The following is a 25110-nucleotide window of genomic DNA, read 5'->3' on the forward strand; positions in this document are numbered from 1 at the left end:
GTTGCTATTTTTCTGCTTCTGTTTTTCGTCTAGTTGCAATGTACTGCTTCAAAAATTCATACATCTGCTCATCCGTTGGCGGACAGCCTTTCAGATTGCATGCGAACCCGGAAGTACAACTTCCTACACCAAGCGCCCCGCTCTTTCCCCGGTATCCCTGCCCGATGCAGATTTTTTCGCGGAGTTCCGGCAGCAGTCCTTCCTCTTTCAGCCGGTCGAGCGCCGGGATCAGATAACCGTAGCAGGCACTGCAGGACTCAACTTCCTCTACGGCATCCTGCAGTTCCACGATCTTCCGTTTTTCCGGAATCACTCTTTTTTCACCAATTTCGCCAATTTGGCGGATTGAAAGCCGTGTGAGATCAGCGCTGCCCACGCCCAACTCTTCTGCCATTTTGACATACGGGACATCTTCTGGCTTATAATGCAGTTCCGCGCAGACATATGCATCGATCAACACCGGATCTAACCCAGCGAAAAGGCGATTCATAATAAACGGATTACCGCCATCCTCAAAGTCAAGGTCTCCGCAGATATTATCCACCAAAATAAAATCCTGATGAATCCCCAGCCCCAGATGCGCAATTGGCCGATGAAGTCCCATGGCATGAAAATGACGTTTTTCTTTATTCGGCAAGAGACCTTTCATGTTTTTCAGTGCGCAGGTAATTTTAGTCTGGCAATGGCCTTTCATGACCGGGACATTGATCATAAAATCCACCTTTTTCGCACATTCGCAAATCTGAAGTTCCATATCACCACACTGCACCGGCATGCTTTTTTCCTTCTGCGCATCGATAAGCGGAACGCTGTACTGTTCCGAAAGCATACGGTATCCACAGACCTCAAACGATTCCTCTGTCTTATCCCCGACCCAGGAACCTTCCATGATTTGAAGGTTAGTAAATCCATTTTCCTGAAGATATTCGATGATCCCCGCAACCACCTCCGGATGTGTCGTCCCTCCAAACTCCGCCGGGACAGGTGCTACCAAATTTGGCTTAATACCGATGAGACTGACCTTCGAAGGAATGAGCGTAGCTAAGGCACATTTGTTCAAAAGCTGTTTTGTCATTTCTTTATATTCCATTCCCTGTATCTGGATAATTTCGTTTTTATTCATTTAGTATTGCGGCCCCTTTATTCTGATTTGATTTTTTCTGACATTCGATATTCTTTAGTATATAATAGTTACTGCTTTCTTTCAACTCATCCAAAAACAAAATCATTTCCTGTGAACTGTAACCATTCCCGTCAGCTCCAGCTTCATAGAAAATTAAGCACTGTATGCTTGTAAGATTTCCAATCGCATTGTATAATAAATGGAAAACGGTACACAGAAAAAGTACCTCATCAGAAAGGAACTGTCATGAGTTTTGAAGATGATTTAAAGGATGTCGGCGACAGTATTGGAAAGCTTGTGGATAACGCTGTAAATTCTCAGGATTTTCAGGAATTAAACCGGAAGATTTCAGACACCATCAACCAGTTTGTCTACCCAAACCGGAAGGGACCATTCCGTGCAAATGGCACACAGGAGCCGTCCCGCGGCTATTCCGCAGATACTTCCTACAGCAGCCAGCATTCTTCCCATAATAATACAGCGCAGCAGACCGGACCGCATCACTATTCCTACGGGCCGGGAGGCACGATGCCGGGTAAGAGCGCGAACCCGGTTCCCAAACCTTCCCATACCTGGCAGACCCCCCAGAATACGGAATGGAACAGCCGCATACAAGAACGCCGTGTACTGCGCGAGCGCTTTATGCCATCCACCGATCTTGCACTTGTCGGCGGATTTCAGACGGCCGCCGGCTGGGGTGTCACCGGACTGTTCGGCTGCTGCACAGCGCTTAGTCTCTATTCCTTATTTGCAGGTCCAGACAACAGCGCGCTGATTCCTTCTCTTATTTTTGCCGCATTTACCATCGGCGGCGGCATTCTTCTGAAAAAGGGAAGTAAAAACCGGCGTCTGGTCCGCCATTTCCGCCAGATCTGTACGCTGATCGGCACAAAGGAATATATTTCCACGAAAGAACTCTGCGACAGTATGCACTGTGAGAAAGGTGAGCTTCTGACCGATATTACGACCATGATTGATAAATCCATGCTGCGCCAGGGCCACCTCGACGAGAATGGTACCTGTCTGATGGTGACAAATGACTGCTACGACCAGTACCGCGCAATGCTCGCCAGCCAGAAGGAACAGCAGATTGCTGAGCAGAAAGCACGTGAACAGCTGGAGGCCTCCGGTGTAACGCCGGAATACCAGCAGATGCTGGAAGAATGTGAATCGTATATTCAGAAGATCCATCAGTGCAACCTGGATCTGCCGGGTGAAGTCATCACAGCCAAGCTGAGTCGTCTCGAAACGGTTGTTACCCGGATTCTCGAGGAGGCAAAAAAGCGCCCAAAAGAAGCCGCCGCCCTGCGGAAATTTATGGATTACTATATGCCGACAACCTGGAAGCTGCTCGACGCTTACCGTTCCTTTGAGAACGAACCAATTCAAAGCGACAATATCCTCCGAACCAAGAAGGAAATCGAGGACACACTGGATACCATCAATGCCGCATTCGAAAAGCTGCTTGATGATCTGTTCCAGACAACGGCATGGGATATTTCTTCTGATATCTCTGTTCTGCAGACGATGCTGGCGCAGGAGGGACTGACAAATCAGGCAGGTCCGTCAACGCAGGATATTGAGCCGCTTCACATGTAACTATTCAAAGCTATACAATTGAAATCAAATCACCGGTTACGTTTCCGTACCGAAGAAAAGGAGAATAGAAAACATGAATGATTTTGTAAAGGACACCACTGAAATTCCAAGCTTAAGTTTCGGCACTCCGGAGCCGGAACCGGAACTTCCGGTACAGCAGCCGGAAGAAAAGAAAGAGGTCATGGATGATTCTGTTCTGTCCGACGAACAGAAAGCCATGGTGGATGCCTTTGTTTCCCAGATTGATCTTGCCAATACAAACGGCATTCTGCAGTACGGTGCCGGTGCACAGAAGAAAATGGCAGACTTCTCCGAGAAAACGCTGGAGAACGTCAGAAGCAAAGATCTCGGGGAAATCGGCGATCTGCTCACCTCTGTTGTGACAGAGCTGAAAACGTTTGACGCAGAAGAAGAAAAGGGACCATTCTCTTTCTTTAAGAAAAGCACGAACAAAATCAATGCAATGAAAGCGAAGTATGACAAGGCAGAGGTGAATGTCAATAAAATCTGTGACGTGCTCGACGGCCACCAGCGGCAGCTTCTGAAAGACATTGCCATTCTGGATCAGATGTATGCACAGAACCTGAATTATTTTAAAGAGCTGACCATGTACATTCTCGCTGGAAAGAAAAAGCTGGAGCTGGTACGTTCCACAGAACTCCGTGATCTGCAGAATAAAGCGCAGATGACCGGAAAGGCCGAAGATGCACAGGCTGCCAAGGATCTCGAAGATCTCTGCAACCGATTTGAGAAGAAACTGTATGATCTGGAACTGACCCGTATGGTTTCGATCCAGACAGCGCCGCAGATCCGCATGCTTCAGAACAGCGATTCTGTAATGGCCGAAAAGATCCAATCCACACTCGTCAACACCATTCCGCTCTGGAAAAACCAGATGATCATTGCACTCGGCGTTCATCACTCGACTGAGGCTGCCAAAGCACAGCGCCAGGTTTCGGATATGACAAATGAGCTTCTGAAAAAGAATGCGGAGAATCTGAAGATGGCAACGATCGAGACTGCAAAAGAATCTGAGCGCGGTATCGTCGATATGGAAACCTTAAAACAGACGAACCAGAGCCTGATCTCTACCCTCGATGAAGTGATGAAGATTCAGGAGGACGGCCGCCAGAAACGTGCCGCCGCTGAAGTTGAGCTGGTACAGCTCGAAAATGATATTAAGAAAAAAATGCTGGAGCTTTCTGCAGGCGGACAGCACTGATACTTTTTGTATCCTATATGAAAAAAAACGGAGAAACCGCTTTTTCTGTGGTTTCTCCGTTTTTTACGTCCTGTCTTACCCTTATCTCGGGCGTTCTGCCTTTTCATTCTTTCTTCGGTATTCCGTGAAATAAAATTCAATATCAAAGCAGGTCTGCTCATCGCCCTCTTCTACCATCTCCCAATCCGGTGATTCGTCAAGATCCTCAAAGAAGGTATCCGCCTGATACGTCATGTCAATTCGTGTGACGTATGCCGTATCACAGTATGGGAGAAGCTGACGGTAAATTTCTCCGCCGCCCGCAACATAAATATCGTCGTCCTCATACGGCTTTAACACTTCCATCAGCTCTTTGATACTGTGGACAACGGTTGCGCCGCGGACAGTCCATTCTGGATCACGGCTTAAAATAATATTCGTTCTGCCTTTTAACGGCTGGCCTGCCGGGAGTGTAGCAAGTGTCTTTCTTCCCATCACGACAACGTGTCCCATCGTAGTTTCACGGAAGAACCGCAGATCAGACGGAATACTTACCAGCAGCCGTCCCTGATATCCCAGACCCCATTTGCGGTCCGCACTTAAAATTGCTTTCATTTTGTTTCCTCTTTCTGTGTTATTTTCTCATCCATACTGCCGGAACGGAACCCTTCCAGATCCATCGTCAGGTAAGAAAAGCCGAGCTTTTTCAGATATGCAATCATTTCTTCTCTCTTCTCAAGCACTTCCCCCATACGCTCCGGTGCAATTTCAAGACGCACCACATCGCCATGTACACGCAGGCGGAGATTCTCTTCCGAACCGAACAGCGTATGAAGCCATGCTTCGCCGTCCGCAATCCGATCCAGAACGTCATAGTTAATTTCTGCCCCGTAGGGAAGACGTGTCGCCATACATGGAGTGGATGGACGGTGTGCTACGGAAACGCCGTACTTTGCAGCAAGTGCTTTTACCTCTGTTTTTGTCACATGACACGCTGCAAGCGGGCTGATGACACCATATTCTCTCAGCGCTTTTCGCCCCGGCCGGTAGACATGAAGGTCATCCTCATTTGTTCCGTCGAGTACCTGGGTGACACCGTGATCGCGGGCAAATTCCAGAAGCTTCCCAAAGAGATAGTGCTTACAGAGATAGCAGCGGTTTTCCGGATTGTAACGGATTGCCTCCTGCTCCAGCTCATCAACAAAAAGGACCTCATGAACAGCGCCAACCTCCTTTGCTACTCTTGTCGCTGTCTCCAGGTCGCAGGGCGGATGCAGCCGTGTCTGAAAGGTTACTGCATAAACCTTTGTTCCATATTTTGCAGATGCATCCATGACAAGCTTCAGCAGCAGACTGCTGTCCACACCGCCGGAGAATGCCAGACAGAGATCCTGTTTTGCAATCTCGTCAAGTTGGGTAAGCAATGCTTTTTCCTTATTCTGCATATCTGTTTTCTGTTCTGTCCGGTTCTTTTTCTTTTCCTGTAATTCCATCGTATCTGTCTTCCTTTCCTGTAAAATGACCGATGTCTTCTTATGAGAAAATCCATCGGCGGCACTGCTGCCCCGATGGATTTTCTCATACAGGTATTCCTGTTCTATTTTTTATCGATATGTCGGATCGCTTCCGAAAGCACCGCCTGTCCAGGTATAACGGGTCGGGTTTGTCAGCGGATAATCCAGATTGTCGCCAATGCGGACCGTTGTTCCGCTGCTGACGTTATCATAAATCCATTTTGCATCGATTGCAGTCAGTCTGACACAACCATGTGACATCGGTGATCCCAGGGAATTGAAGTCTACGGCAGAGATCATATTCAGATCCGGTGTGCTGCTTGCTACGCCATGGAAGTAAACAGCGCCATAAATCTGTGATACATATGGTGCCCAGCACACATAATCTTCACCTCTCATTTGCTTCTTTTTCAACTGCCAGCCGATTTTATATGTTCCTGCTGCGGTGTAACTGATTGGATTTCCTACGGAGCAGATCATTGATTTGATCGGGGTATCGTAAGAACCGGTTGCACTGTTATAGCCGTAAATGGTGACACGTCCGCGGGTTCTGTCTACTGTGATGTATTTGGATGACGGATTGAAGATGCTTGTCACATCCTCCATCAGAGAACCGTCTGCTTTGCGGTAACGGCGGTATTGTCCGATGTACTCCCATCCTTCCGTGATTCTGCGTCCGGAAGCATCGAATTTGTACTGTTTTCCATTGATCGTAGCGGTGCAGTTCTGATATCTTCCGCCCCAGCTGCGGAAATAATACTGAGAACCGTTCAGTGTCAGCCACTGATCATGGTACATGCCGCCCCAGCTCTTGAAGTAGTACCAGTTCTTATCATGAAGAATCCACTCGTCATGTGCCATGCCGCCCCAGCTCTTCATGTAATAATAGTTACCGTCATGGTAAACCCAGCCGGTCAGCATTTTTCCATCTTTATCCAGATAATAATAATTTTTATCATAGAGGAACCAGCCTTTTTGCGTCCGTTTGGTTCCATCTGCATTAAACCAGTACCAGGTATCGCCGGACTTGCCCCATTCGTTTTTATACATACCACCCCAGCTCTTGAAGTAGTATTTTCCATCGAGCCATTCATTGACAAGCATGGTTCCATCGGATTTCAGATAATACTTATTTCCTTTGTAGGTCAGCCAGCCGCTGGTATATTTCTTTCCATTTCCGTCAAAATAATACCATACATTGTTGACTTTTGCCCATGCGTTTTTGTAGGCCGCACCCCAGCTGCGGAAGTAATAGGTGTTATCCAGCCACTCATTAAAAGCCATTTTTCCATCGGCTTTCAGATAATAGCTGTTTCCATTGTAATCCAGCCAGGAATTCGTCAGCAGTTTTCCACTGTCTGCCGTCGTCCAGTACCAGATCGTCTGAGTTGCGGTTTTAATTTTTTTCCAGCCAGTTGTGGTCGAAACGGTTCCGTCAGCTCCGACATAGTAATAATTGCCTTCATATTCAGCAACATCATTGACGCGCATACCGCCCCAGCTTCGGAAGAAGTACAAGGTTCCATTCAGATTCAGTGCATTGTCTTCCATATGGCCGTCTTCGTGGAGATAATATTTATTTCCATCGTAATTGAACCAGCCGGTTCGTACGCCGCCCCAGCTTCGGAAGCTGTACCATTTTCCATCAATTTCAGCCCAGCCGGATTTATTTTTCTGATTGCCGGTCTCCATCTCGAAGCTTCCGTCTTTCATGTCTCCGTTCGCATCAAAGGAACCTGGTTTCATATAGTAGGTTGCTGTATCTACCTTTTGCCAGCCGGAAAGGAGTTCTCCAGTTTCTGCATCTACCAGATACCAGGTAGAACCTACTGTCAGCCAGCTTACGGTACGGTCTTCCTGCTGATATACGGTGTGGTTTCCAAGAGATACGGTGCTGTCTGCATTCAGATAGTAGGTATGCGTTACCCCTTTTTCATCGACAACAGTCTGGAAACCTGCCTCTTTTACGCGGGTGCCGTCATCGCCAAACAGATATGTTTTATCTCCTACCTTCTGGGTCTTGCTCCAGATGGCATAGCCGTTTTCATCCGCATAGTAATCGTCTACGCTTCCATCATTAAATTCGAGTGTAACAAGTTCATTTCTTTTCAGTTCCGGTGCAAATACTTTTCCTTCACAGATACCCTGCTGCATCGAACCAAGTCCGTCTTTTGCAGGATCTTCCCCTTCTGTATCCAAGTAGTAGGTTCCGGTTTTTCCATCTTTATCCGTAAGTTCTACTTCACCGGTCAGCATGTAGCCGTTTTCATCAAACACATAACCGACACCGTCGATTTCTATTGGTCCGGTAGCAGCTACCACCTTATTATTCTCATCCAGAACTCCGTACTGAAACTGTTTCTTTCCATCTTTTTCAACGCTGTTCCAGCCTTCCTTCAGATTACTTACTTCCGGAGCCGGAGTTGCGCTCGGCGTCGGTGTCTCGGAAGGGGTCTCAGTTGGTGTTACGGTTGGTGTTGCGGTCGGTGCTTCGGTTGGAGCCGGAGTCTCACTCGGTGTAACCTCTGGGGTCTCAGTTGGCGCCGGAGTCGGAGTCGTTTCTTCGTCTTCGGCCTGAGCTACAGTATCACTTTCCGAATTTACCGGTAATGGACTGGTTTCTGTAGAAGCTGCATATGCACCGGCTGGTGTAACACTTACCATGACGCCAAGTACGGCTGCGGCCAGAAACTTTCTTTTCATTCTTATTCATCCTCCCATTTTTTTACTCTTATACAATTTATAGCTTACTACATTTTTCCATCTATTTCAAGTTATCCGCCGGTAAAATACCTTACAAATTTCTTATGGTTTTTTCCTGTTTTTCGGGCAGAAAAAACCTCCTGACCCCGGTTTTCTGACCGGAAACAGAAGGCTTTTTACTGTTCTTTTATTCGTTTACCGTGGTAGATCCATAGATCTCTGTCTGAAGTCTCGAGATGGTTGCTGCGAAGTCCGGAACAAGCATCTCACCCTTGCTGGAGTACAAGTCGTCGTACGGTACACGGCTCTGTACAATCTCGTAGGACAGAATTGTCGGCAGCTCTCCGATCAATGTCATCAATGTAGACTGATCAATGTTATGGGTAACACTTGGAAGAATGGTATCCGCCAGTGCACTCAGTTCTGTTACGCTTGACGATTTCATTTTCTGCATCATCTTGCTTAAAACCTCTCGCTGACGCTCCGTTCTCTGATAATCAGAATTTCCAACGTAACGGATTCTTGCATATGCAACTGCCTGATAGCCATCCACATGCTGCTCTCCGCCTGCTGTATACTGATGGGCGGAAGCATCCACATTACGGAGTCTGCACATTTCATCAACATATTGGTTCGCTACACGGATTTCATCATCGCTCGGCGAAAGCTCGATTCCGCCGATGGCATCGATAATGTCAATCATGGAATCGAAGTCAACACTTGCATAATTGTCAATCGGCAGTTTGTAGTTGTCCTCGATGGTTCGTACAACCAGCGGACCGCCGCCATATGCGCAGGCTGCATTCAGTTTTTTCACACCGACATCCGGGATATTTGCATACAGGTCACGCATAAAGGATGTCATGTGGATCTGTTTTGTATCTTTATTGATGGACATCAGAATCATGGAATCGGAGTTTCCATACCACGTTTTGTCACGACGGTCAACACCGATCAGCAGAATGTTGTACACGTTATTGTTGTTTGGAAGTTCAATGTCCTGTGTCTCATTTAAAATCTCAGACTGCAGGGCATCCGTCTCCTCATCAGTCAACCCGGTACTTTCTGTCTCAACCTCTGTGGATTTATTGATCGTGATTTTATCGTCGCTTACATAGTTACTCTTGCTGTAATAGTGATTGATTACAGCATAGACACCGACGAGCACAACCAGTACAACTACGAGAAGGATGGTGAGCACATTAACCCAGCCGAATTTCTTCTTTTTCTTTCCTGAGGAATGGCGTCTTTCCGGGATTTCATCCTCGTCATCATATTCTTTTCTCATAACGACCTCTTTCATTTTCTTATTTTCCGGTATTTTCCAGCCGGATATCGTTTATAATATAGTCAAAAAACGGACTGCTGTCAAGTGTGCAGTCCGTTTTGATTGATTTCCGTTTGCAGTTCTTTTTCCTACCGCTGCATTTTCTCCCACTGGTTCAGTGCAGCCTCAATGACTTTGTCCATATCGTAATACTTGTATTCTCCAAGTCTTCCGCCAAAGATAACCTTCTCTTCTTTTTCCGCAAGTGCGGCATATTTCTGATAAAGTTCCTGGTTTCTGGCATCATTCACCGGGTAGTACGGCTCCATCCCCTCTTTCCAGTCGGTGGAATACTCTCTGGAAATGACGGTCTTTTTCTGGGTTCCGAATTCGAAATGCTTGTGTTCGATCACACGCGTATACGGTGTCTCCCGATCGGTGTAGTTTACTACAGCTACGCCCTGATAATTGTCGGTATCCAGCACTTCTGTTTCAAAGCGCACCGTACGGTATTCCAGCTTGCCAAGTGCATAATCGTAAAACGCATCAATCGCTCCGGTGTAAATCACCGTCTCACCCATCGCCAGGTACTTTTCTTTATCTTCCAGAAAATCAACACCTGTCTGTACATCCGCTTTTTCAAAAAGCCGCTCTGTCAGAACGTTATAGCCGCCAATCGGAATTCCCTGATAAAGGTCATTGAAATAGTTGTTGTCATACGTAAAGCGCACCGGAAGCCGTTTGATGATAAAGCTCGGCAGCTCACTGCAGTCTCTTCCCCACTGCTTTTCTGTATAACCCTTAACCAGCTTTTCATAAATATCTTTTCCAACCAGTTTGATCGCCTGCTCTTCCAGATTTTTCGGCTCTCCCGGAACAGCTTTTCTCTGCTCTTCGATGATTGTTTTCGCCTCTTCCGGTGTGCGGATTCCCCACATTTTACTGAAGGTATTCATATTGAACGGCATATTATAAATTTCGCCTTTGTAGTTGGCAATCGGCGAGTTTGTATAACGGTTGAATTCTGCCAGCGAATTGACAAACTGCCACACCTCTTTATTCGAAGTATGGAAAATATGCGCTCCATACTTGTGTACATGAATTCCCTCGATTTCTTCACAGTAAATATTTCCGCCTGTATGATCTCTTCGTTCCAGTACAAGACAGTTTTTCCCTGCCTGACCGGCAAGATAAGCGATCACTCCGGAATACAGACCGGCGCCAACCAGAACATAATCATATTTCTTCATTGTTCTTTCTCCTTACAGTTCTTCCCCAAGTCCCGTCCGGATGGAATTGACAAGGAACTGCAGAGCTTCCTCCTCGTCCTCTCCCTCGCAGAACAGCTCAATTTCGTCTCCGCATTTGACGCATGCGCCAAGGACGCTTAAGACGCTCTTTGCATTTGCTGTATTTCCATCTCCGTAGTGGAATGTAATAGATGATTTAAACTGCATTGCCTGTTTGCACAGGGTTCCGGCCGGGCGAAGATGAAGGCCGGTTGGATTTTTCACGGTCACTTTTCCGCTTACCATTGGTTTCCCTCCTAATTTGTTCCTGTCGTTTTATTTGCTACTGCTTTTTCTTTGATATGAATCGTTGTCTTGACACTGTCTACGAGCTCATAGCCATCCGGCAGTGTGATTTTTACCGGTACCTCGTAATCCCCGACACCCATTCCATTCAGATCTATGGATGCGTTGATCTGGGAAGTATCTAATTTGGCCAGATTTTTGTCCGATGCTTTAATGCGGATTGCAAGCTGTGTCTGATCATACAGAACGGTATAAGTGGACTGAAGATTGCTCGTCTCGATCTGATCGACATCAAGTTCAAATTCCCTGCTCTCATTCGGCATAACCGTTACGTGAACGGTAACGGATGCAGACGAACTGGAGGATACTTTCAGATCTGTCACATCGGCGAGAATATCGCTTAAGTCAACCGTCGTCTCCACATCGGAGCGTTGTCCTGCAACGGAGGTATAGTCTTCCGGAATTTCAATCGTATTGCCTTCATCCGCCAGCTTTGCAAGTGCCTCCTCGGATCCGGCAACGGTGATTTCCTCCGGTGTGGTATAGATATTTTTAATCTGATAGCCGTCTGCCGGAGTTCCGCTGTACAGTGCACTCAGCTTAATACCGGATACACGGCGCCACAGTTCAATATCCACATCCACCTGCGGGGAGCCGCTGTCGAAATTCAAAAATTCCATCTGGGATTCCGGCATCTCATCCTGGTTTTTATCAATAATCATCAGATCCGCCGTGACGGTTCCGGAGTTCCGCATATTGGTTACATCTACTTTTGCCACCACACTGCTGATCTTATTGATCAGGGACGTCGGGCCGGAAATGGTGATGCTCTCCGGATCGGAAGTCATCGTTCCCACTTCGTAATCTTTTGCCGGTTTCGTATTTCCTGCGTCAATTGTGATCGGGAATTTTTCGCTGTCCACATCCTCGATTTCCACAGGGATCGTTGCTGTCACTGTGCTCAGTTTTTCCTGTTTTACCATGGAGCACGTTGCCTTGATCGGCACATAAACCGGGTTTGTATCCATCGTCACAATCTGGGTCAGATCGGCCGTGACGGTGATATCCGATGCTTTCAGCCGGCTGACAACCGAGTTGTTGTCCGTGACAGTAACCGTGACCGTCTGGTATTCCTCCGCAATCTGGTATGTTTTCTTTCCGGCTGCGATGTAGGCTTCATTGGTCACCTGCACGGGGACATCAAAGCGCTCTTTCACAATCGGGTCATTCACACTGACCACAACGTACCAGATTACAATGGAAATCAGGATAGAAAGAATTTTCAAAGGGAGATTGTTCAGAAGCTTTTTCAGAATTTTCTTTTTCATTTCTTCTCTCCCTCCACTTTCTGACGCATTCCGCCGATATGCCATCCTTTCTTCTCTTCCGGTTTTTTCGCGAGCTTCTGGATTTTGTGAAGCTGCTCCCGAAGGTCGCTCGGTGTTACTGCCGTGTGGAGTTCTCCGCCGGAAGCATACGACACATTTCCGGTTTCCTCGGAGACAATAATCGTAAAGGAATCCGTCACCTCACTGATGCCGACACCTGCACGGTGGCGTGTTCCAAGATTCTTGTTCAGATCCATGTTGTCGGACAGCGGCAGGTAACATGTTGCTGCCGTGACACGGTTGTTCCGTACAATCACGGCTCCGTCGTGCAGCGGCGTATTGTGTTCGAAAATATTGATCAGCAGCTGGCTGGTCAGAACGCCGTCAATCGGGATTCCGGTCTTTTCATATTCCTCCAGGGTGATGGTCTTTTCGATGACGATCAGCGCTCCGGTCTTTACTTCTCCCATTTCAAAACTGGCCCTTACCAGTTCATTGATGGTTTTGTCACTGAACCGTTCATTTTCCTCCTGGCCGCTCGCAAAAGAAATAGCAGACAGCGGATTCTTTTCTCCAATCTGCTCGACCACTCTTCGAAGCTCCGGCTGAAAGATAATTACAACCGCTGTGATCGCCGCCCCGCCGATGTTTCCGAACAGCCACAGAATCGTCTGCATTTTCAGCACGTTTGCAATGATGACAAAGACACCAATCAGAAAAATACCTTTCATCAGCGTATAGGCCTTTGTATTCTGCAGCCAGCGGATTAGGTGATAGACGAAAAATGCAATGAGCAGAATCTGCACAATATCAATCAGTTCAATTTGTTTTGGCAGCCCGTAGTCTGCCGTTCTTGTGACAATCCAGTTCCACACGCCACGCACACTGTCACTTCCTTTCTTTTCCCCCGTCCGGTTTTCTTCTGATTTTCAAAATTCTTTTAAAGATCCTTTAAGGTGTCCTCCAGCATGCTCTTATAATCCACATCCTGATAATCGCCCTCGTCCAGCGGCGGAATTTCTTCTTCCTGAATTTCTTCTGTTTCGTTTATTTCTTCTATTTCTTCTTTTTCCTCGATCTCATCAAGATCCCTGCTGTTCCCGGATTCTTCTGTATGTCCAAGATTTGCCAGAGCATCGAGTTCCTCGTCTGTCAGATCCGGTTCTTTTTTCTTTTCATTCCGAATATAAGTCACACAGCGCTGTGCCTTTGTCACATTGAATTTTGGAACGGCTTTTACGTAGTAATAATAATCGTCGTCATCATATTCCAGGTATTCTGTCCGGGTGTAGTCTGCACCGAACAGGAAAAACTCCAGAACAAATCCAACCAGACAGCCGGCCGCCGCCCCGATCAGAACCATCGGGAGTGCAATCTGTACATCCAGTGCCAGGCTTCCGGCAATCATAATAACCGCGTAGGCAACCGAACCTGCCACAATGGAAATCTGCCATGCATAGTCCGCACTGCTGTGGCGGATTGCATTGACAAGAAGTACGGTCAGTGCACAGGCGATCAGAACCAGCAGCATTTCCTCATTGCGGAAGAGGCCGTTGAAAAATTCCTGTACGACTGCCGTGATCTCCGGTGCTTCCGCCGCATGAAGCAGCGGCTCCATTTTTCCGTGAATCATGTCGCACATATAGTAGACAACGACACCGCAGGCTGCTGAAAATGCAGAGAGCGGCGTGCCGGCAAGACCATAGGCAACCGGAACGGCAGATGGCACGTGAAGCCAGAATGCGAGCGGTGTCAAAAGGAGTGCCGGCGCATCCTTCGGCACAAAGCGAAGATATAGAAACCAGAGCACCAGCAGAACCAGCGCCGCAAGACCCGCGATTACCATGTGAAGTGCAAAGCAGTGACCGATGATCACCAGCATTGCAAGGAAAACCATTCCATTCAATGGCAGGATGGCGCAGATCAGTGACAGAATCAATACCACATACATGCTGTTCAGCATCTTCAGATAGCCGAGATTGGAATTAATACCACGAAATACAGCAAGAGCGAGCAGAAATTTCACAATCGGAAGTACGATTCCGCTGCAGGAGCCGTAAAACTCTTTTAATTTTTCTTTCAGTTCAATCAATACTGTCATGTTTCCTTCCTCCTGCGCCCGGATTTCTTCCCGCTTTTTTCCTGTTCCTCATACATGTTCTGCAGGTCATCCAGCTCTTTTCCATACCATTTCAGCTTTTTCTGTGCTCCCTGGTAACGGATCGTGCTGATCACATACACGGCAATGGAATAGACTGCCAGAAAACACAGATAGGACGCGATCAGACACCCTGCTGCAAACTGCAGGTCGATTGTGTCTATCTCGTCCACCAACCATTCAATATGATATAAGACTGCAACCGCAAGTACCAGAATGTATCCGATGGAAGCCAGAAAAAAATTTTTCAGAAGCTCTTTTCCGATGTAATCACTCCGAAAATAGCGGCCGATTCGTAAGGCATTTTTTTCTTCTTTTTTTTCGAAAAAAGCCAGTTTTGTCATCTGACGAATCCTTTTTTCGTCCAACATGCCTCTTGGTCTCCTCTTCCCGTTCTAAATTATGTTTATTTTACCATATGTTTCCGATATTGGAAAGCTATTCTCAAAATATTCACACACTATTTTACAATTGCCGCACAAACAAAATCCACCTGTTCTGCTCCATTCACTTTCAACAGTGACGCAATGGCATCAACCGTGCTTCCCGTTGTGTAAATGTCATCTACCAGAAGAATCCGGCAGTATTTCATCTGTCCCGGCTTTGCCAATGCAAAAGCTCCCTCCAGGTTTTTCCGCCGCTCGGCGGGACCAAGCTCTTTCTGGCGTTTTGTTTTTTTCACACGGCGGATCAGGCGGGCATTCATGGGAAGTTCCATTTCTTCTGCCAGCTTTTCTGCAAATACCTCCGCCTGATTGTAGCCGCGCTGCCGCTGTCTCGCCGGATGAAGCGGCACCGGAACGAGCACCTCCGGATTTCTTCTCTGGATCTGCTTTCCCACATAGAAAAACGCCGCGTGAGCATAAAATCCAGCGTATTCCTGCCGTTCATGATATTTGAACCGCATCAGGGAAGCCTCAAGTTCCCCGTGGTAACCGTACGGCGCAAAACCGCGGTCGAAGCTGTGCCTCGTTCTGCTGCAGTCCCGGCAGAACTCTTCCTCACTGCCCACGGGTTTCCCGCATTTTTTGCACCGCGCGCCCAGAATCGGATGGATCTTTTCCACACAATTCCGGCATAGATACAGCTCCTCACGTGCCAGCAGTCCGTCACAGATGGGACATCGTCTCGGATAAACTGCGTTTAAAAGCCAGTTTCCTGTTTTATTTTTTTCTTTCATGTAACCTGCGCTTTCCCTTATCCACTCTGCCGGATGCAGCCGCATCCATGCCCCGGAAAAACGTGTTTACGCGTTTTCTTCCTGCATTTCCCGGATTCTTCTGGCGAGCGTTGTATACCGGTTCGCCTCGATATGATTTCCGATCATTGCCTGGAATGTCACATCACTTCCGACGATGGTGACACACTTTCTGGCTCTCGTCACGGCCGTATACAGAAGATTCCGCGTCATCAGCATGCGCGGGCCGCCGAGCAGCGGAATCACAACCGCCGGGTACTCGCTTCCCTGCGCTTTATGTATCGTTGTGGCGTAGGCGAGCTCCAGCTCGTCCGCCTGTTTGAACGTATAGTCTGCGAATTTTCCTTCCTCAAACTCCACGGTGATCACCTCGGTATACGGGTTGATGCTCCGGATCATGCCGAGGTCTCCGTTGAATACACCCATACCGCGCTCCGCCACGATTCCGTTGATGCCGCGGATTTCCCACTCCATCTGGTAATTGTTGCGGATCTGCATGACCTTGTCGCCCTCGCGGAGGATATTACCTCCATTTTCCCGCTCGGCTTTGTCCGGTGCGGGCGGGTTCAGGTATTTCTGCAGAATCTGATTCAGATTTTCCACGCCGAGTGCACCTTTCCGCATCGGAGTCAGAATCTGGATATCCTGCGGGCGGGCATCCACATAACGCGGCAGTTTCTGGGACACCAGCGTCACCAGCACTTTCCAGATCACGTTGACATCGTACCGTTTCAAAAAGAAGAAATCTTTGCTCTTATTGTCCAGTATAACCTCTTCCCCATTATGGATCTTATGTGCATTGACAACAATATCGCTCTGGGATGCCTGCCGGAAAATGTGCGTCAGGCAGACAATCGGAAAGCATTCCGAACGGATCAGATCCCGGAGGACACTGCCCGGGCCGACACTTGGAAGCTGGTTCTGGTCTCCCACTAGGACCAGCCTTGTTCCCGGCACAATCGCGGAAAGAAGGGCATGCATCAGGTGGATATCAACCATCGACATCTCATCAATGATGATGACATCCGCGTCGAGCGGATTATCTGCGTTCCGCTCAAAATGCACATTTGCCGAGGAGTCATCCACATTTCCCGTCAGTTCCAGAAGACGATGGATCGTGCAAGCCTCACAGCCAGTTGCCTCTGTCATTCGTTTCGCCGCTCTTCCGGTCGGCGCTGCCAGGAAAATGTCGAGGCCTTCTGCCTCAAAATAATGGATCATCGCATTGATGGTCGTCGTTTTTCCGGTTCCGGGACCTCCGGTCAGGATCATAAGACCGCTGTATGCCGCCTCAACGACTGCCGTCTTCTGCATCTCATCCAGCTCGATCTGATATTTTTTCTCGATCTTTCCGATCCGCTTTTCGATTGCCTCACGGTCTTCCTCGCATGTAATATTCAGCTCATGCAGCATGCGCGCCGTACTCAGTTCCAGATAATAATACTGGCTGGCGTACACAATCCGCAGCGGCTCATCCCCTTCCCGTTCGGCCGGGAGCTCGCGGATGACCGCTTTTTTGTCGATTGCCATATCCTGCAGAGATTTCTGCATCCGCTCCGGTTCTACGCCGAGAAGTTCCTGCCCTCTCCGAAGCAGCACCGGTTCCGGCAGATAGACATGGCCTTCTGCCGTCGCCTGATTCAGCACATACGAAAGACCGCTCTTGATGCGGAATTCGCTGTCCACGGCAATCCCGATTTTTCCGGCAATCTCATCCGCCGTCCGAAATCCCACGCCTGCGATATCTTCCGCCATTTTATACGGGTTTTCCTTTAAAATCCGGTACACATTGTCCCCGTACTGCTGATAAATCTTTGCACCGAGATTCAGCGCAATGCCATATCCCGAGAGGAAAATCATCGCATTCTGCATTTCGGCTTTTTCTGCCACCTGCTGTGCAATTTCACGCGCTTTCCGCTCGCTGATTCCCTTTACCTCCGCGAGGCGCTCCGGCTCTTCCTCGATGATCCGAAGCGTATCGTCACCGAAGCGGCGCACAATTCTTGCCGCCAGCGCCGCACCGACTCCTTTGATCGCACCGGAACCGAGATACCGCTCCAATGCAACAGAATCCTGTGGAACTTTCGTCTCATAGGATTCAATGCGGAACTGCTTTCCATAGGCAGCATGTTCAATATAATCTCCTGAAGCCTCGATCAGCTCGCCCTCTCCGATCATCGGAAGCGTGCCGACGCATGTCAGCTCGCGCCCCTTCATGCTCAGATTCAGGACGGTATAGCCGTTCTCCTCATTCCGGAAAATAATGTGTTCTACGTAGCCTTCTACTTTTTCTTTTTCACTCATCTTTTATCAAAACTGGCTTTCAAATTCATTCATCACTTCGCGGTACTGGCCGGTTCCAAGCGCAACGACGCTCGCCGGATTTTCTGCTGTCACGGTATTGATGCCGGTCCGCTCCTGGATCAGCTCGTCCATTCCGGCAAGGAGACTGCCGCCTCCGGTCAGGATAATGCCGCGGTCGGAAACATCGGATGCCAGTTCCGGCGGCGTTTTTTCCAGCACGGCACAGATCGCATCCGCAATCTGGTTTGTCGTCTGGGTAAGGGCACCTCGGATTTCGTCGGAGGAAACTGTAATCGTCGCCGGAAGTCCGGTGATGACGTTTCTTCCCTTGATCTCCATCGTTTTCTCCTCGGCCCGCGGATAAGCGGAACCAATCCGGATTTTCACTGCCTCTGCGGTCTGTTCTCCGATAAATACGTTGTATGTTTTCCGTACATAGCGGATGATATCCTGGTCAAATGTCTCACTGGAAATCTTGACCGAATTGGAAACAACGGTTCCCGCAAGCGAGATCACAGCGATATCCGTCGTGCCTCCGCCGATGTCCACGATCATATTTCCGCATGGTTTCGTAATGTCAATTCCGGATCCGATTGCCGCTGCCACCGGCTCCGGCACGATCAGCACTTCCCGGGCTCCCGCCTGGTACGTTGCCTCCTCCACAGCCTTCCGCTCTACTTCCGTCACACCGGACGGCACACAGATGCTGATTCTCGGTTTCCGGAATGCTCTTCTTCCCATTGCCTTCTGGATAAAGTAGCGCAGCATGCGCTCGGTGATCAGAAAGTCCGTGATCACGCCCTGCCGCATGGGCCGGACCGCCATAATATTGCCCGGTGTCCGTCCAATCATCTGACGCGCTTCTTCTCCAATTGCCCGTACTTTATCTGCATCTTTATCATACGCAACTACGGACGGCTCCTTTAATACAATGCCTTTTCCCTTGGCATAGACCAGGATGCTGGACGTCCCCAGATCAATTCCGATATCGGTCGTTGCAGCCATAGTAATCCCCTTTCCTGTTCTCTTTTATTTTTCTTTATTTTAATCTGTTTGAAATTTGTATAGAATAAGTTCGGGTTCAAAACACCCGAAACACAAAAGGATCGAATGTGTTCTGAACCCAACCCGCTTCTTATTATATACAATCCCTTTTAAAATGGAAAGGATTTTTTAGAGATATTTTTCGACATATTTTCCGGTGTAGGATACCGGGCTCTTGGCCACTTCCTCCGGCGTTCCGCACGCAATCACGGTTCCGCCGCCGTCTCCGCCCTCCGGTCCGATATCAATAATATAGTCCGCCGTCTTGATGACATCCAGATTGTGTTCGATAACAACGACGGTATTTCCGCCCTCGGACAGGCGATGCAGAATCTCCACCAGTTTGTGGACATCCGCAAAATGAAGTCCCGTCGTCGGCTCGTCGAGAATGTAGATCGTTTTTCCCGTGCCGCGGCGGCTCAGCTCTGCTGCGAGCTTGATACGCTGCGCTTCTCCGCCGGACAGCGTGGTGGACGGCTGGCCGAGGCGGATGTAGGAAAGGCCGACATCGTACAGGGTCTGTAATTTCCGGAAAATCGACGGTACCGGCCTGAAGAATTCCAGTGCCTCCTCGACCGTCATATTCAGCACATCGTAGATGCTCTTTCCTTTGTATTTGACTTCCAGTGTCTCACGGTTGTACCGTTTTCCATGGCAGACCTCACACGGCACATAGACATCCGGCAGGAAGTGCATTTCGATCTTCAGGATACCGTCGCCGCCGCAGGCCTCGCATCGGCCGCCCTTCACATTAAAGCTGAATCTTCCCTTCTTGTAGCCGCGCGCCTTGGCATCCTGCGTTGCCGCAAACAGGTCGCGGATCTGATCGAACAGACCTGTGTACGTTGCCGGATTGGAACGCGGTGTTCTTCCGATCGGGGACTGGTCGATGTCGATGACCTTATCGAGCTGTTCCATACCGATGATGTCTTTGTGTGCACCCGGAATCGTCCGCGCACGGTTCAGATCTCTTGCCAGCCGTTTGTACAGAATTTCATTGACAAGAGAACTCTTTCCCGATCCGGAGACTCCGGTCACGCAGGTCATGACACCGAGCGGGAAATTCACGTTGATATTTTTCAGATTGTGCTCTTTTGCTCCGACTACCTTCAGCCAGCCCGTCGGCTTTCTGCGCTCGGACGGAACCGGAATTTTCAGCTCTCCGCTTAAGTATTTTCCGGTGATGGAATTCGGATTTTTCATCAGATCTTCCGCTGTTCCGATCGCCACCAGCTCTCCGCCGTGCTCACCGGCTCCCGGGCCGATATCGACAACGCAGTCAGCGGCGCGCATCGTATCCTCGTCGTGCTCCACGACGATCAGGCTGTTTCCGAGGTCACGCAGATGTTTCAGCGTCGCGAGAAGTTTGTCGTTGTCTCTCTGGTGAAGACCGATGCTCGGCTCGTCGAGAATATAGGCGACACCGACAAGGCCGGAGCCGATCTGCGTTGCCAGACGGATTCTCTGCGCCTCACCGCCGGACAGCGATGCCGTTCCGCGCGCCAGGGTCAGATAGTTTAATCCGACATCCGCAAGGAAGCTCACACGCGCACGGATCTCTTTTAAAATCTGCTTTCCGATCAGCAGCTGCTGTTCGGAGAGTTCGAGGTTCTGCATAAACTTCTGCAGATTGTCGATGGAAAGGGATGTTACTTCAAAAATATTTTTATCTCCGACCGTCACACCAAGCGACGTCGGTTTCAGACGCTGGCCATGGCACGCCTGGCACGGGGTCACACGCATGAAGGTTTCGTATTCCTGTTTTGTAGAATCCGATCCGGTCTCACGGTAGCGGCGCTCTACATTTTTGATCAGCCCCTCAAAAGCCACATCGTACACACCGACGCCGCGCTGACCGCGGTAATGCACCTTGACGGATTTTCCGTTCGTTCCGTAAATCAGGATATCGTGGATTTTTTTCGGATATTCACAGAACGGAGTGGAAAGGGAAAAATCGTACTCCTCTGCCAGCGCATCGAGAACGGCTCTCGTATAGCTCGATTTGTCCGTGCAGGACTGCCAGCCGAGCACGGTGATGGCTCCGTCTGCGATGGATACGGTCTTGTCCGGAATCATCAGATCCTCGTCGAACTCCATCTTGTAGCCAAGGCCGGCACAGCTCGGGCAGGCGCCGAACGGGTTGTTGAAGGAAAAGCTTCTCGGCTCAATCTCCTCCATGCTGATGCCGCAGTCCGGGCAGGAAAAGCTCTGGCTGAAGTTGAGCTGATTTCCGTCCATCGTGTCGACCACCAGAAGGCCGTCCGCCAGATCCAGTACATTCTCGACGGAATCCGTCAGACGTTTCTCAATGTCCGGTTTGACTACAAGACGGTCCACAATAATGGAAATGTTGTGTTTCAGGTTCTTATCCAGCGTAATCTCCTCGGACAGCTCATACTGGCTGCCGTCGATCATCACGCGGACATAGCCGCTGCGTTTTGCCTGTTCGAGCACCTTTTCGTGTCTTCCCTTGCGGCCGCGCACAACCGGCGCGAGAAGCTGGATTTTCGTCCGCTCCGGGAGTGCCATGATCTGATCGACCATCTGGTCCACCGACTGGCGGCTGATGACTTTTCCGCACTTCGGGCAGTGCGGAATACCGATTCTCGCGTACAGAAGACGGAAGTAATCGTAAATCTCCGTCACGGTTCCGACGGTGGAACGCGGGTTCCGGTTCGTCGATTTCTGATCGATCGAAATAGCAGGCGGCAGGCCTTCGATGCTGTCCACATTCGGTTTTTCCATCTGTCCTAAGAACTGGCGCGCGTAGGAGGAAAGGCTCTCCATGTACCGCCGCTGGCCCTCCGCATAGATCGTGTCAAACGCAAGCGAACTCTTTCCTGAACCGCTGAGGCCCGTAAATACAACAAACTGGTTTCTGGGGATATCGACATTCAGTGCTTTCAGGTTGTTCTCCCTGGCTCCCCGTATTCTGATAAACTCTTTTTTCTCTGCCATAACTGTTCCTCTTATTAATTGGAATCCCTGTCCGGACAGGGACAGGAATCTTGTCTCGTTTTCTTCCATTATAGCACACCGCCGTGCGTTATGCAAACATTTGTTCTATTTCTTTATCATCTTTTTACATCAGAAAATCTGCCAGAATCACATTGCTGACGGAAATCCCATCGCGTGTCAGAGCCAGGCGCCCGCTGTGTTCCTGTAAAAGATGCATCGCTTCGTATTTCTTCAGAACCCCGCCGTATACGGCATGGATCTCCTTTCCAAACTTCTCCTCAAACTCCGCCGTCGAGATCCCTTGTGTCATTCGAAGGCCGAGAAACATAAATTCTTCCATGGCATCCTGCCGGGAAAGAATTTCCTCATCCTCACGGATCTTTTCCAGTGCTCCGCACGCTTTCAGATGCAAAGATCGATCTGCCGTATTCGTCCACCGGCGGTTTCCGAATAACGATGCCGCGGAAGGCCCGAACCCCAGATAATCCGTCCTTTTCCAGTAGCCGATATTGTGGCGGCATGCGAAGCCCGGCTTTGCATAATTGGAAATCTCATACTGGAAAAAACCGTATTCTGCGAGGATTTCCGCCGTTCTGGCATACATTTCGCGTTCTGTGTCCTCATCCGGCAGATCCAGTTTCTGCTCCGCAAACGGGGTTCCCGGCTCCACGATCAGGCTGTAGGCGGAAATGTGCTCCGGAGAAAGCTCCGCGATCGTCCGAAGACTCTCTTCCCATTTCTCTTCACTCTGCTCCGGCAGACCTGACATCAGATCCACGTTGATATTCGCAAACCCGGCATCCCGTGCCAGTGCAAAACTCTCCTGAAATTCCGCAAACGTGTGGATTCTTCCCAGCCGTTTCAGCTCCTCATCGTGAACCGACTGACAGCCGATACTGATCCGGTTGAAGCCGCTCTTCCTGTAACATTTCAGTTTTTCCGCATCCAGCGTTCCCGGATTGGCCTCCAGCGTAATCTCAGCATCCTCTGAAAAAACGTACTTGCTCCGCAGTTTTTCCATCACACGGGCGAGCATTCCGGCATCCACTGCGGATGGTGTTCCGCCGCCGAAAAAGACGGAAATCACTTCCCTTTCTGCCGTCTCTTCCGCTGCATCGATTTCTGCCAGCAGAGCCTCTTCATACTCCTTCTGCATTGCTTTCGTGCCCGGTCCCGAGACAAAATCACAGTAGGCACATTTCCGGATGCAGAACGGGATATGCACATAGAGTTCCAGTGGTTTTCTTTTTTTATTCATTCTGCTTTTCCTCCGTACGATCGAAAGACCGGCCCCTGCGCTCCCGCAACAGCAGGCGGCGCCGACAGGCCGGTCTCATTTTTATCTCTTAATTTTCATCCAGTTTCAGCACGCTCATAAAGGCTTTCTGCGGAATCTCCACGTTTCCTACCTGGCGCATCCGCTTCTTACCTTCCTTCTGCTTCTCCAGCAGCTTCTTCTTTCGGGAAATATCGCCGCCGTAGCACTTGGCGAGGACGTCTTTGCGCATCGCGCGGACGGTTTCTCTGGCGATAATCTTCGATCCGACAGCCGCCTGGATCGGGATTTCGAAGAGCTGCCGCGGAATCTCTTCTTTGAGCTTCTCGCACATCTTTCTTCCGCGCTCGTAGGCAGATCCCTCGAATACGATGAAGGACAGCGCATCCACTTCTTCTTTATTGACGAGGATATCGAGTTTTACAAGCTCGCTTCTCTCATAGCCGAGCAGCTCGTAGTCGAATGACGCGTAACCTTTGGAGCGGGATTTTAAGGCATCAAAGAAATCGTAGATAATCTCATTCAGCGGGAGATGGTAATGAAGCATCGCACGCGTCGTCTCCATGTATTCCATTCCCTGATACTGGCCTCGTCTCTGCTGGCAGAGCTCCATGATCGGTCCGATGTAGTCGGTCGTCACCATAATCTCTGCTTTTACCAGCGGCTCTTCCATATAATCAATCTCGGACGGGTCCGGCAGATTCGACGGGTTGGTCAGGTCAATGACGGTTCCGTCGGTTTTGTGAACCTTATAGATAACGCTCGGTGCGGTCGTCACGAGATCCAGATTGTACTCACGCTCCAGGCGCTCCTGAATAATTTCCAGGTGAAGCAGTCCAAGGAAACCGCAGCGGAAGCCAAAGCCCAGTGCTGCCGATGTCTCCGGCTCGTAGAAGAGGGATGCATCGTTTAACTGCAGTTTTTCCAGCGCGTCGCGCAGATCACCGTACTGTGCGCCGTCGGCCGGGTACATGCCGCAATATACCATCGGGTTGACTTTTTTGTAGCCCGGCAGTGCTTCTGCACACGGACGGTCGGCATCGGTCACGGTATCACCCACGCGGGTGTCGCGCACGTTTTTGATGCTGGCGGTGATATAGCCTACCATTCCGGCGGAGAGCTCGTCGCACGGGATCAGACGGCCTGCGCCGAAGTAGCCGACCTCGACAACTTCCTCGACAGCGCCTGTCGCCATCATGCGGATTCTCGTTCCTTTTTTCACGCTTCCTTCCATCACACGGCAGGAAATGATGACGCCGCGGTATGCATCGTAGACGGAGTCGAAAATCAGTGCTTTTAACGGTTCCGTCGGATCACCTTCCGGTGCCGGAATTTTCTGTACGATCTGCTCGAGCACCTCGTCCACGTTCAGGCCGGTTTTTGCGGAAATCCGCGGAGCATCCTGCGCTTCCAGTCCGATGACATCCTCGATCTCTGCAATTACACGGTCCGGCTCGGCGCTTGGAAGGTCTACTTTGTTGATGACCGGGAACACATCCAGGTCATGGTCAAGGGCGAGATAGACGTTGGCAAGGGTCTGCGCCTCGATACCCTGCGATGCATCGACAACGAGCAGCGCGCCGTCGCATGCGGCAAGGCTTCTGGAAACCTCATAGTTGAAGTCAACATGGCCCGGGGTGTCAATCATGTTTAAAATGTACTCCTCGCCGTCGGCCGCTTTGTATACGGTACGGACCGCCTGTGCCTTGATCGTGATGCCGCGCTCACGCTCCAGATCCATATTGTCCAGCACCTGATCCTGCATCTCACGCTCGGTCAAAAGGCCTGTTTTCTGAATAATACGGTCCGCAAGGGTTGATTTTCCATGGTCGATATGGGCAATAATACAAAAATTACGAATTTTACTCTGATCTATTCCTGACAAGTTTTTTCCTCCTGCTT

At 49.6% G+C, this 25110-nt stretch carries 19 protein-coding genes; 2 read left to right on the plus strand and 17 right to left on the minus strand.

From position 1 onward, the window contains the following. Window positions 1-4: 4 nt before the first annotated feature. Window positions 5-1123, minus strand: a complete 1119-nt coding sequence (locus I2G42_RS02710) for a DUF362 domain-containing protein (RefSeq protein WP_195530703.1) — start codon at window positions 1121-1123, stop codon at window positions 5-7. Between the two features lie 246 nt (window positions 1124-1369). Here I2G42_RS02710 and I2G42_RS02715 point away from each other — a divergent pair, with 246 nt between their 5' ends. Further along, window positions 1370-2722 (plus strand): 5-bromo-4-chloroindolyl phosphate hydrolysis family protein, encoded by a 1353-nt coding sequence (locus I2G42_RS02715; protein ID WP_118595090.1) that lies wholly within the window; start codon window positions 1370-1372, stop codon window positions 2720-2722. Between the two features lie 73 nt (window positions 2723-2795). Further along, window positions 2796-3944, plus strand: a complete 1149-nt coding sequence (locus tag I2G42_RS02720) for a toxic anion resistance protein (protein ID WP_117509496.1) — start codon at window positions 2796-2798, stop codon at window positions 3942-3944. 81 nt (window positions 3945-4025) lie between these two features. On the opposite strand, the gene I2G42_RS02725 is transcribed toward I2G42_RS02720, so the two are convergent. From I2G42_RS02725 to lepA, 16 genes are all read right to left on the minus strand, one after another. Beyond that, entirely contained in the window at window positions 4026-4538 is a 513-nt protein-coding gene (locus I2G42_RS02725; RefSeq protein ID WP_055218639.1) for a dihydrofolate reductase, read from the minus strand. Further along, a complete protein-coding gene (gene larE, locus I2G42_RS02730; RefSeq protein WP_330611266.1) occupies window positions 4535-5416 on the minus strand; it encodes an ATP-dependent sacrificial sulfur transferase LarE in 882 nt (293 codons plus the stop codon). The genes I2G42_RS02725 and larE overlap by 4 nt, the downstream gene beginning before the upstream one ends. Window positions 5417-5527: 111 nt before the next feature. Beyond that, on the minus strand, window positions 5528-8140 hold the full coding sequence (locus I2G42_RS02735; RefSeq protein ID WP_195530704.1) for a L,D-transpeptidase family protein: 2613 nt from the start codon (window positions 8138-8140) through the stop codon (window positions 5528-5530). 187 nt (window positions 8141-8327) lie between these two features. Further along, the gene (locus I2G42_RS02740; RefSeq protein WP_158565815.1) at window positions 8328-9428 is read right to left on the minus strand and encodes an LCP family protein; all 1101 of its coding nucleotides are present in this window, start codon (window positions 9426-9428) and stop codon (window positions 8328-8330) included. A 128-nt stretch (window positions 9429-9556) separates the two neighbouring features. After that, window positions 9557-10657, minus strand: a complete 1101-nt coding sequence (gene glf / locus I2G42_RS02745; protein ID WP_022462231.1) for a UDP-galactopyranose mutase — start codon at window positions 10655-10657, stop codon at window positions 9557-9559. Window positions 10658-10669: 12 nt separating this feature from the next. Then, the gene (locus I2G42_RS02750) at window positions 10670-10942 is read right to left on the minus strand and encodes an HPr family phosphocarrier protein (protein ID WP_022462230.1); all 273 of its coding nucleotides are present in this window, start codon (window positions 10940-10942) and stop codon (window positions 10670-10672) included. Window positions 10943-10953: 11 nt separating this feature from the next. Next, window positions 10954-12270, minus strand: a complete 1317-nt coding sequence (locus tag I2G42_RS02755) for a CdaR family protein (protein ID WP_195530705.1) — start codon at window positions 12268-12270, stop codon at window positions 10954-10956. Beyond that, window positions 12267-13154, minus strand: coding sequence for a diadenylate cyclase CdaA (gene cdaA / locus I2G42_RS02760; protein ID WP_055227332.1), 888 nt, complete (start codon window positions 13152-13154; stop codon window positions 12267-12269). Before cdaA ends, I2G42_RS02755 begins: the two co-directional genes overlap by 4 nt. A 56-nt stretch (window positions 13155-13210) precedes the next feature. Continuing rightward, window positions 13211-14371: a hypothetical protein gene (locus I2G42_RS02765; protein ID WP_118697449.1), complete on the minus strand. Its 1161-nt coding sequence runs from the start codon at window positions 14369-14371 to the stop codon at window positions 13211-13213. Further along, window positions 14368-14799: a hypothetical protein gene (locus I2G42_RS02770; protein WP_022462226.1), complete on the minus strand. Its 432-nt coding sequence runs from the start codon at window positions 14797-14799 to the stop codon at window positions 14368-14370. The genes I2G42_RS02765 and I2G42_RS02770 overlap by 4 nt, the downstream gene beginning before the upstream one ends. Before the next feature lie 89 nt (window positions 14800-14888). Beyond that, window positions 14889-15608: a ComF family protein gene (locus tag I2G42_RS02775; RefSeq protein WP_195530706.1), complete on the minus strand. Its 720-nt coding sequence runs from the start codon at window positions 15606-15608 to the stop codon at window positions 14889-14891. Between the two features lie 66 nt (window positions 15609-15674). Beyond that, entirely contained in the window at window positions 15675-17930 is a 2256-nt protein-coding gene (gene recD2 / locus I2G42_RS02780; RefSeq protein ID WP_173815883.1) for an SF1B family DNA helicase RecD2, read from the minus strand. A gap of 6 nt (window positions 17931-17936) precedes the next feature. Then, the gene (mreB, locus tag I2G42_RS02785; protein WP_195530707.1) at window positions 17937-18935 is read right to left on the minus strand and encodes a rod shape-determining protein; all 999 of its coding nucleotides are present in this window, start codon (window positions 18933-18935) and stop codon (window positions 17937-17939) included. A gap of 168 nt (window positions 18936-19103) precedes the next feature. Further along, window positions 19104-21932 carry an excinuclease ABC subunit UvrA gene (uvrA, locus tag I2G42_RS02790; protein ID WP_055218624.1) on the minus strand — a complete coding sequence of 943 codons (2829 nt, stop codon included), beginning with the start codon at window positions 21930-21932 and terminating at the stop codon, window positions 19104-19106. A 124-nt stretch (window positions 21933-22056) separates the two neighbouring features. After that, complete coding sequence (gene hemW, locus I2G42_RS02795; protein ID WP_173812882.1) at window positions 22057-23190, minus strand: radical SAM family heme chaperone HemW; 1134 nt, start codon at window positions 23188-23190, stop codon at window positions 22057-22059. A gap of 88 nt (window positions 23191-23278) precedes the next feature. Further along, complete coding sequence (gene lepA / locus I2G42_RS02800) at window positions 23279-25093, minus strand: translation elongation factor 4 (RefSeq protein ID WP_022462217.1); 1815 nt, start codon at window positions 25091-25093, stop codon at window positions 23279-23281. Window positions 25094-25110 lie beyond the last annotated feature (17 nt).

Origin of the sequence: Fusicatenibacter saccharivorans (genome assembly GCF_015557635.1) — a bacterium.
GTDB classification, from domain to species: domain Bacteria; phylum Bacillota; class Clostridia; order Lachnospirales; family Lachnospiraceae; genus Fusicatenibacter; species Fusicatenibacter saccharivorans.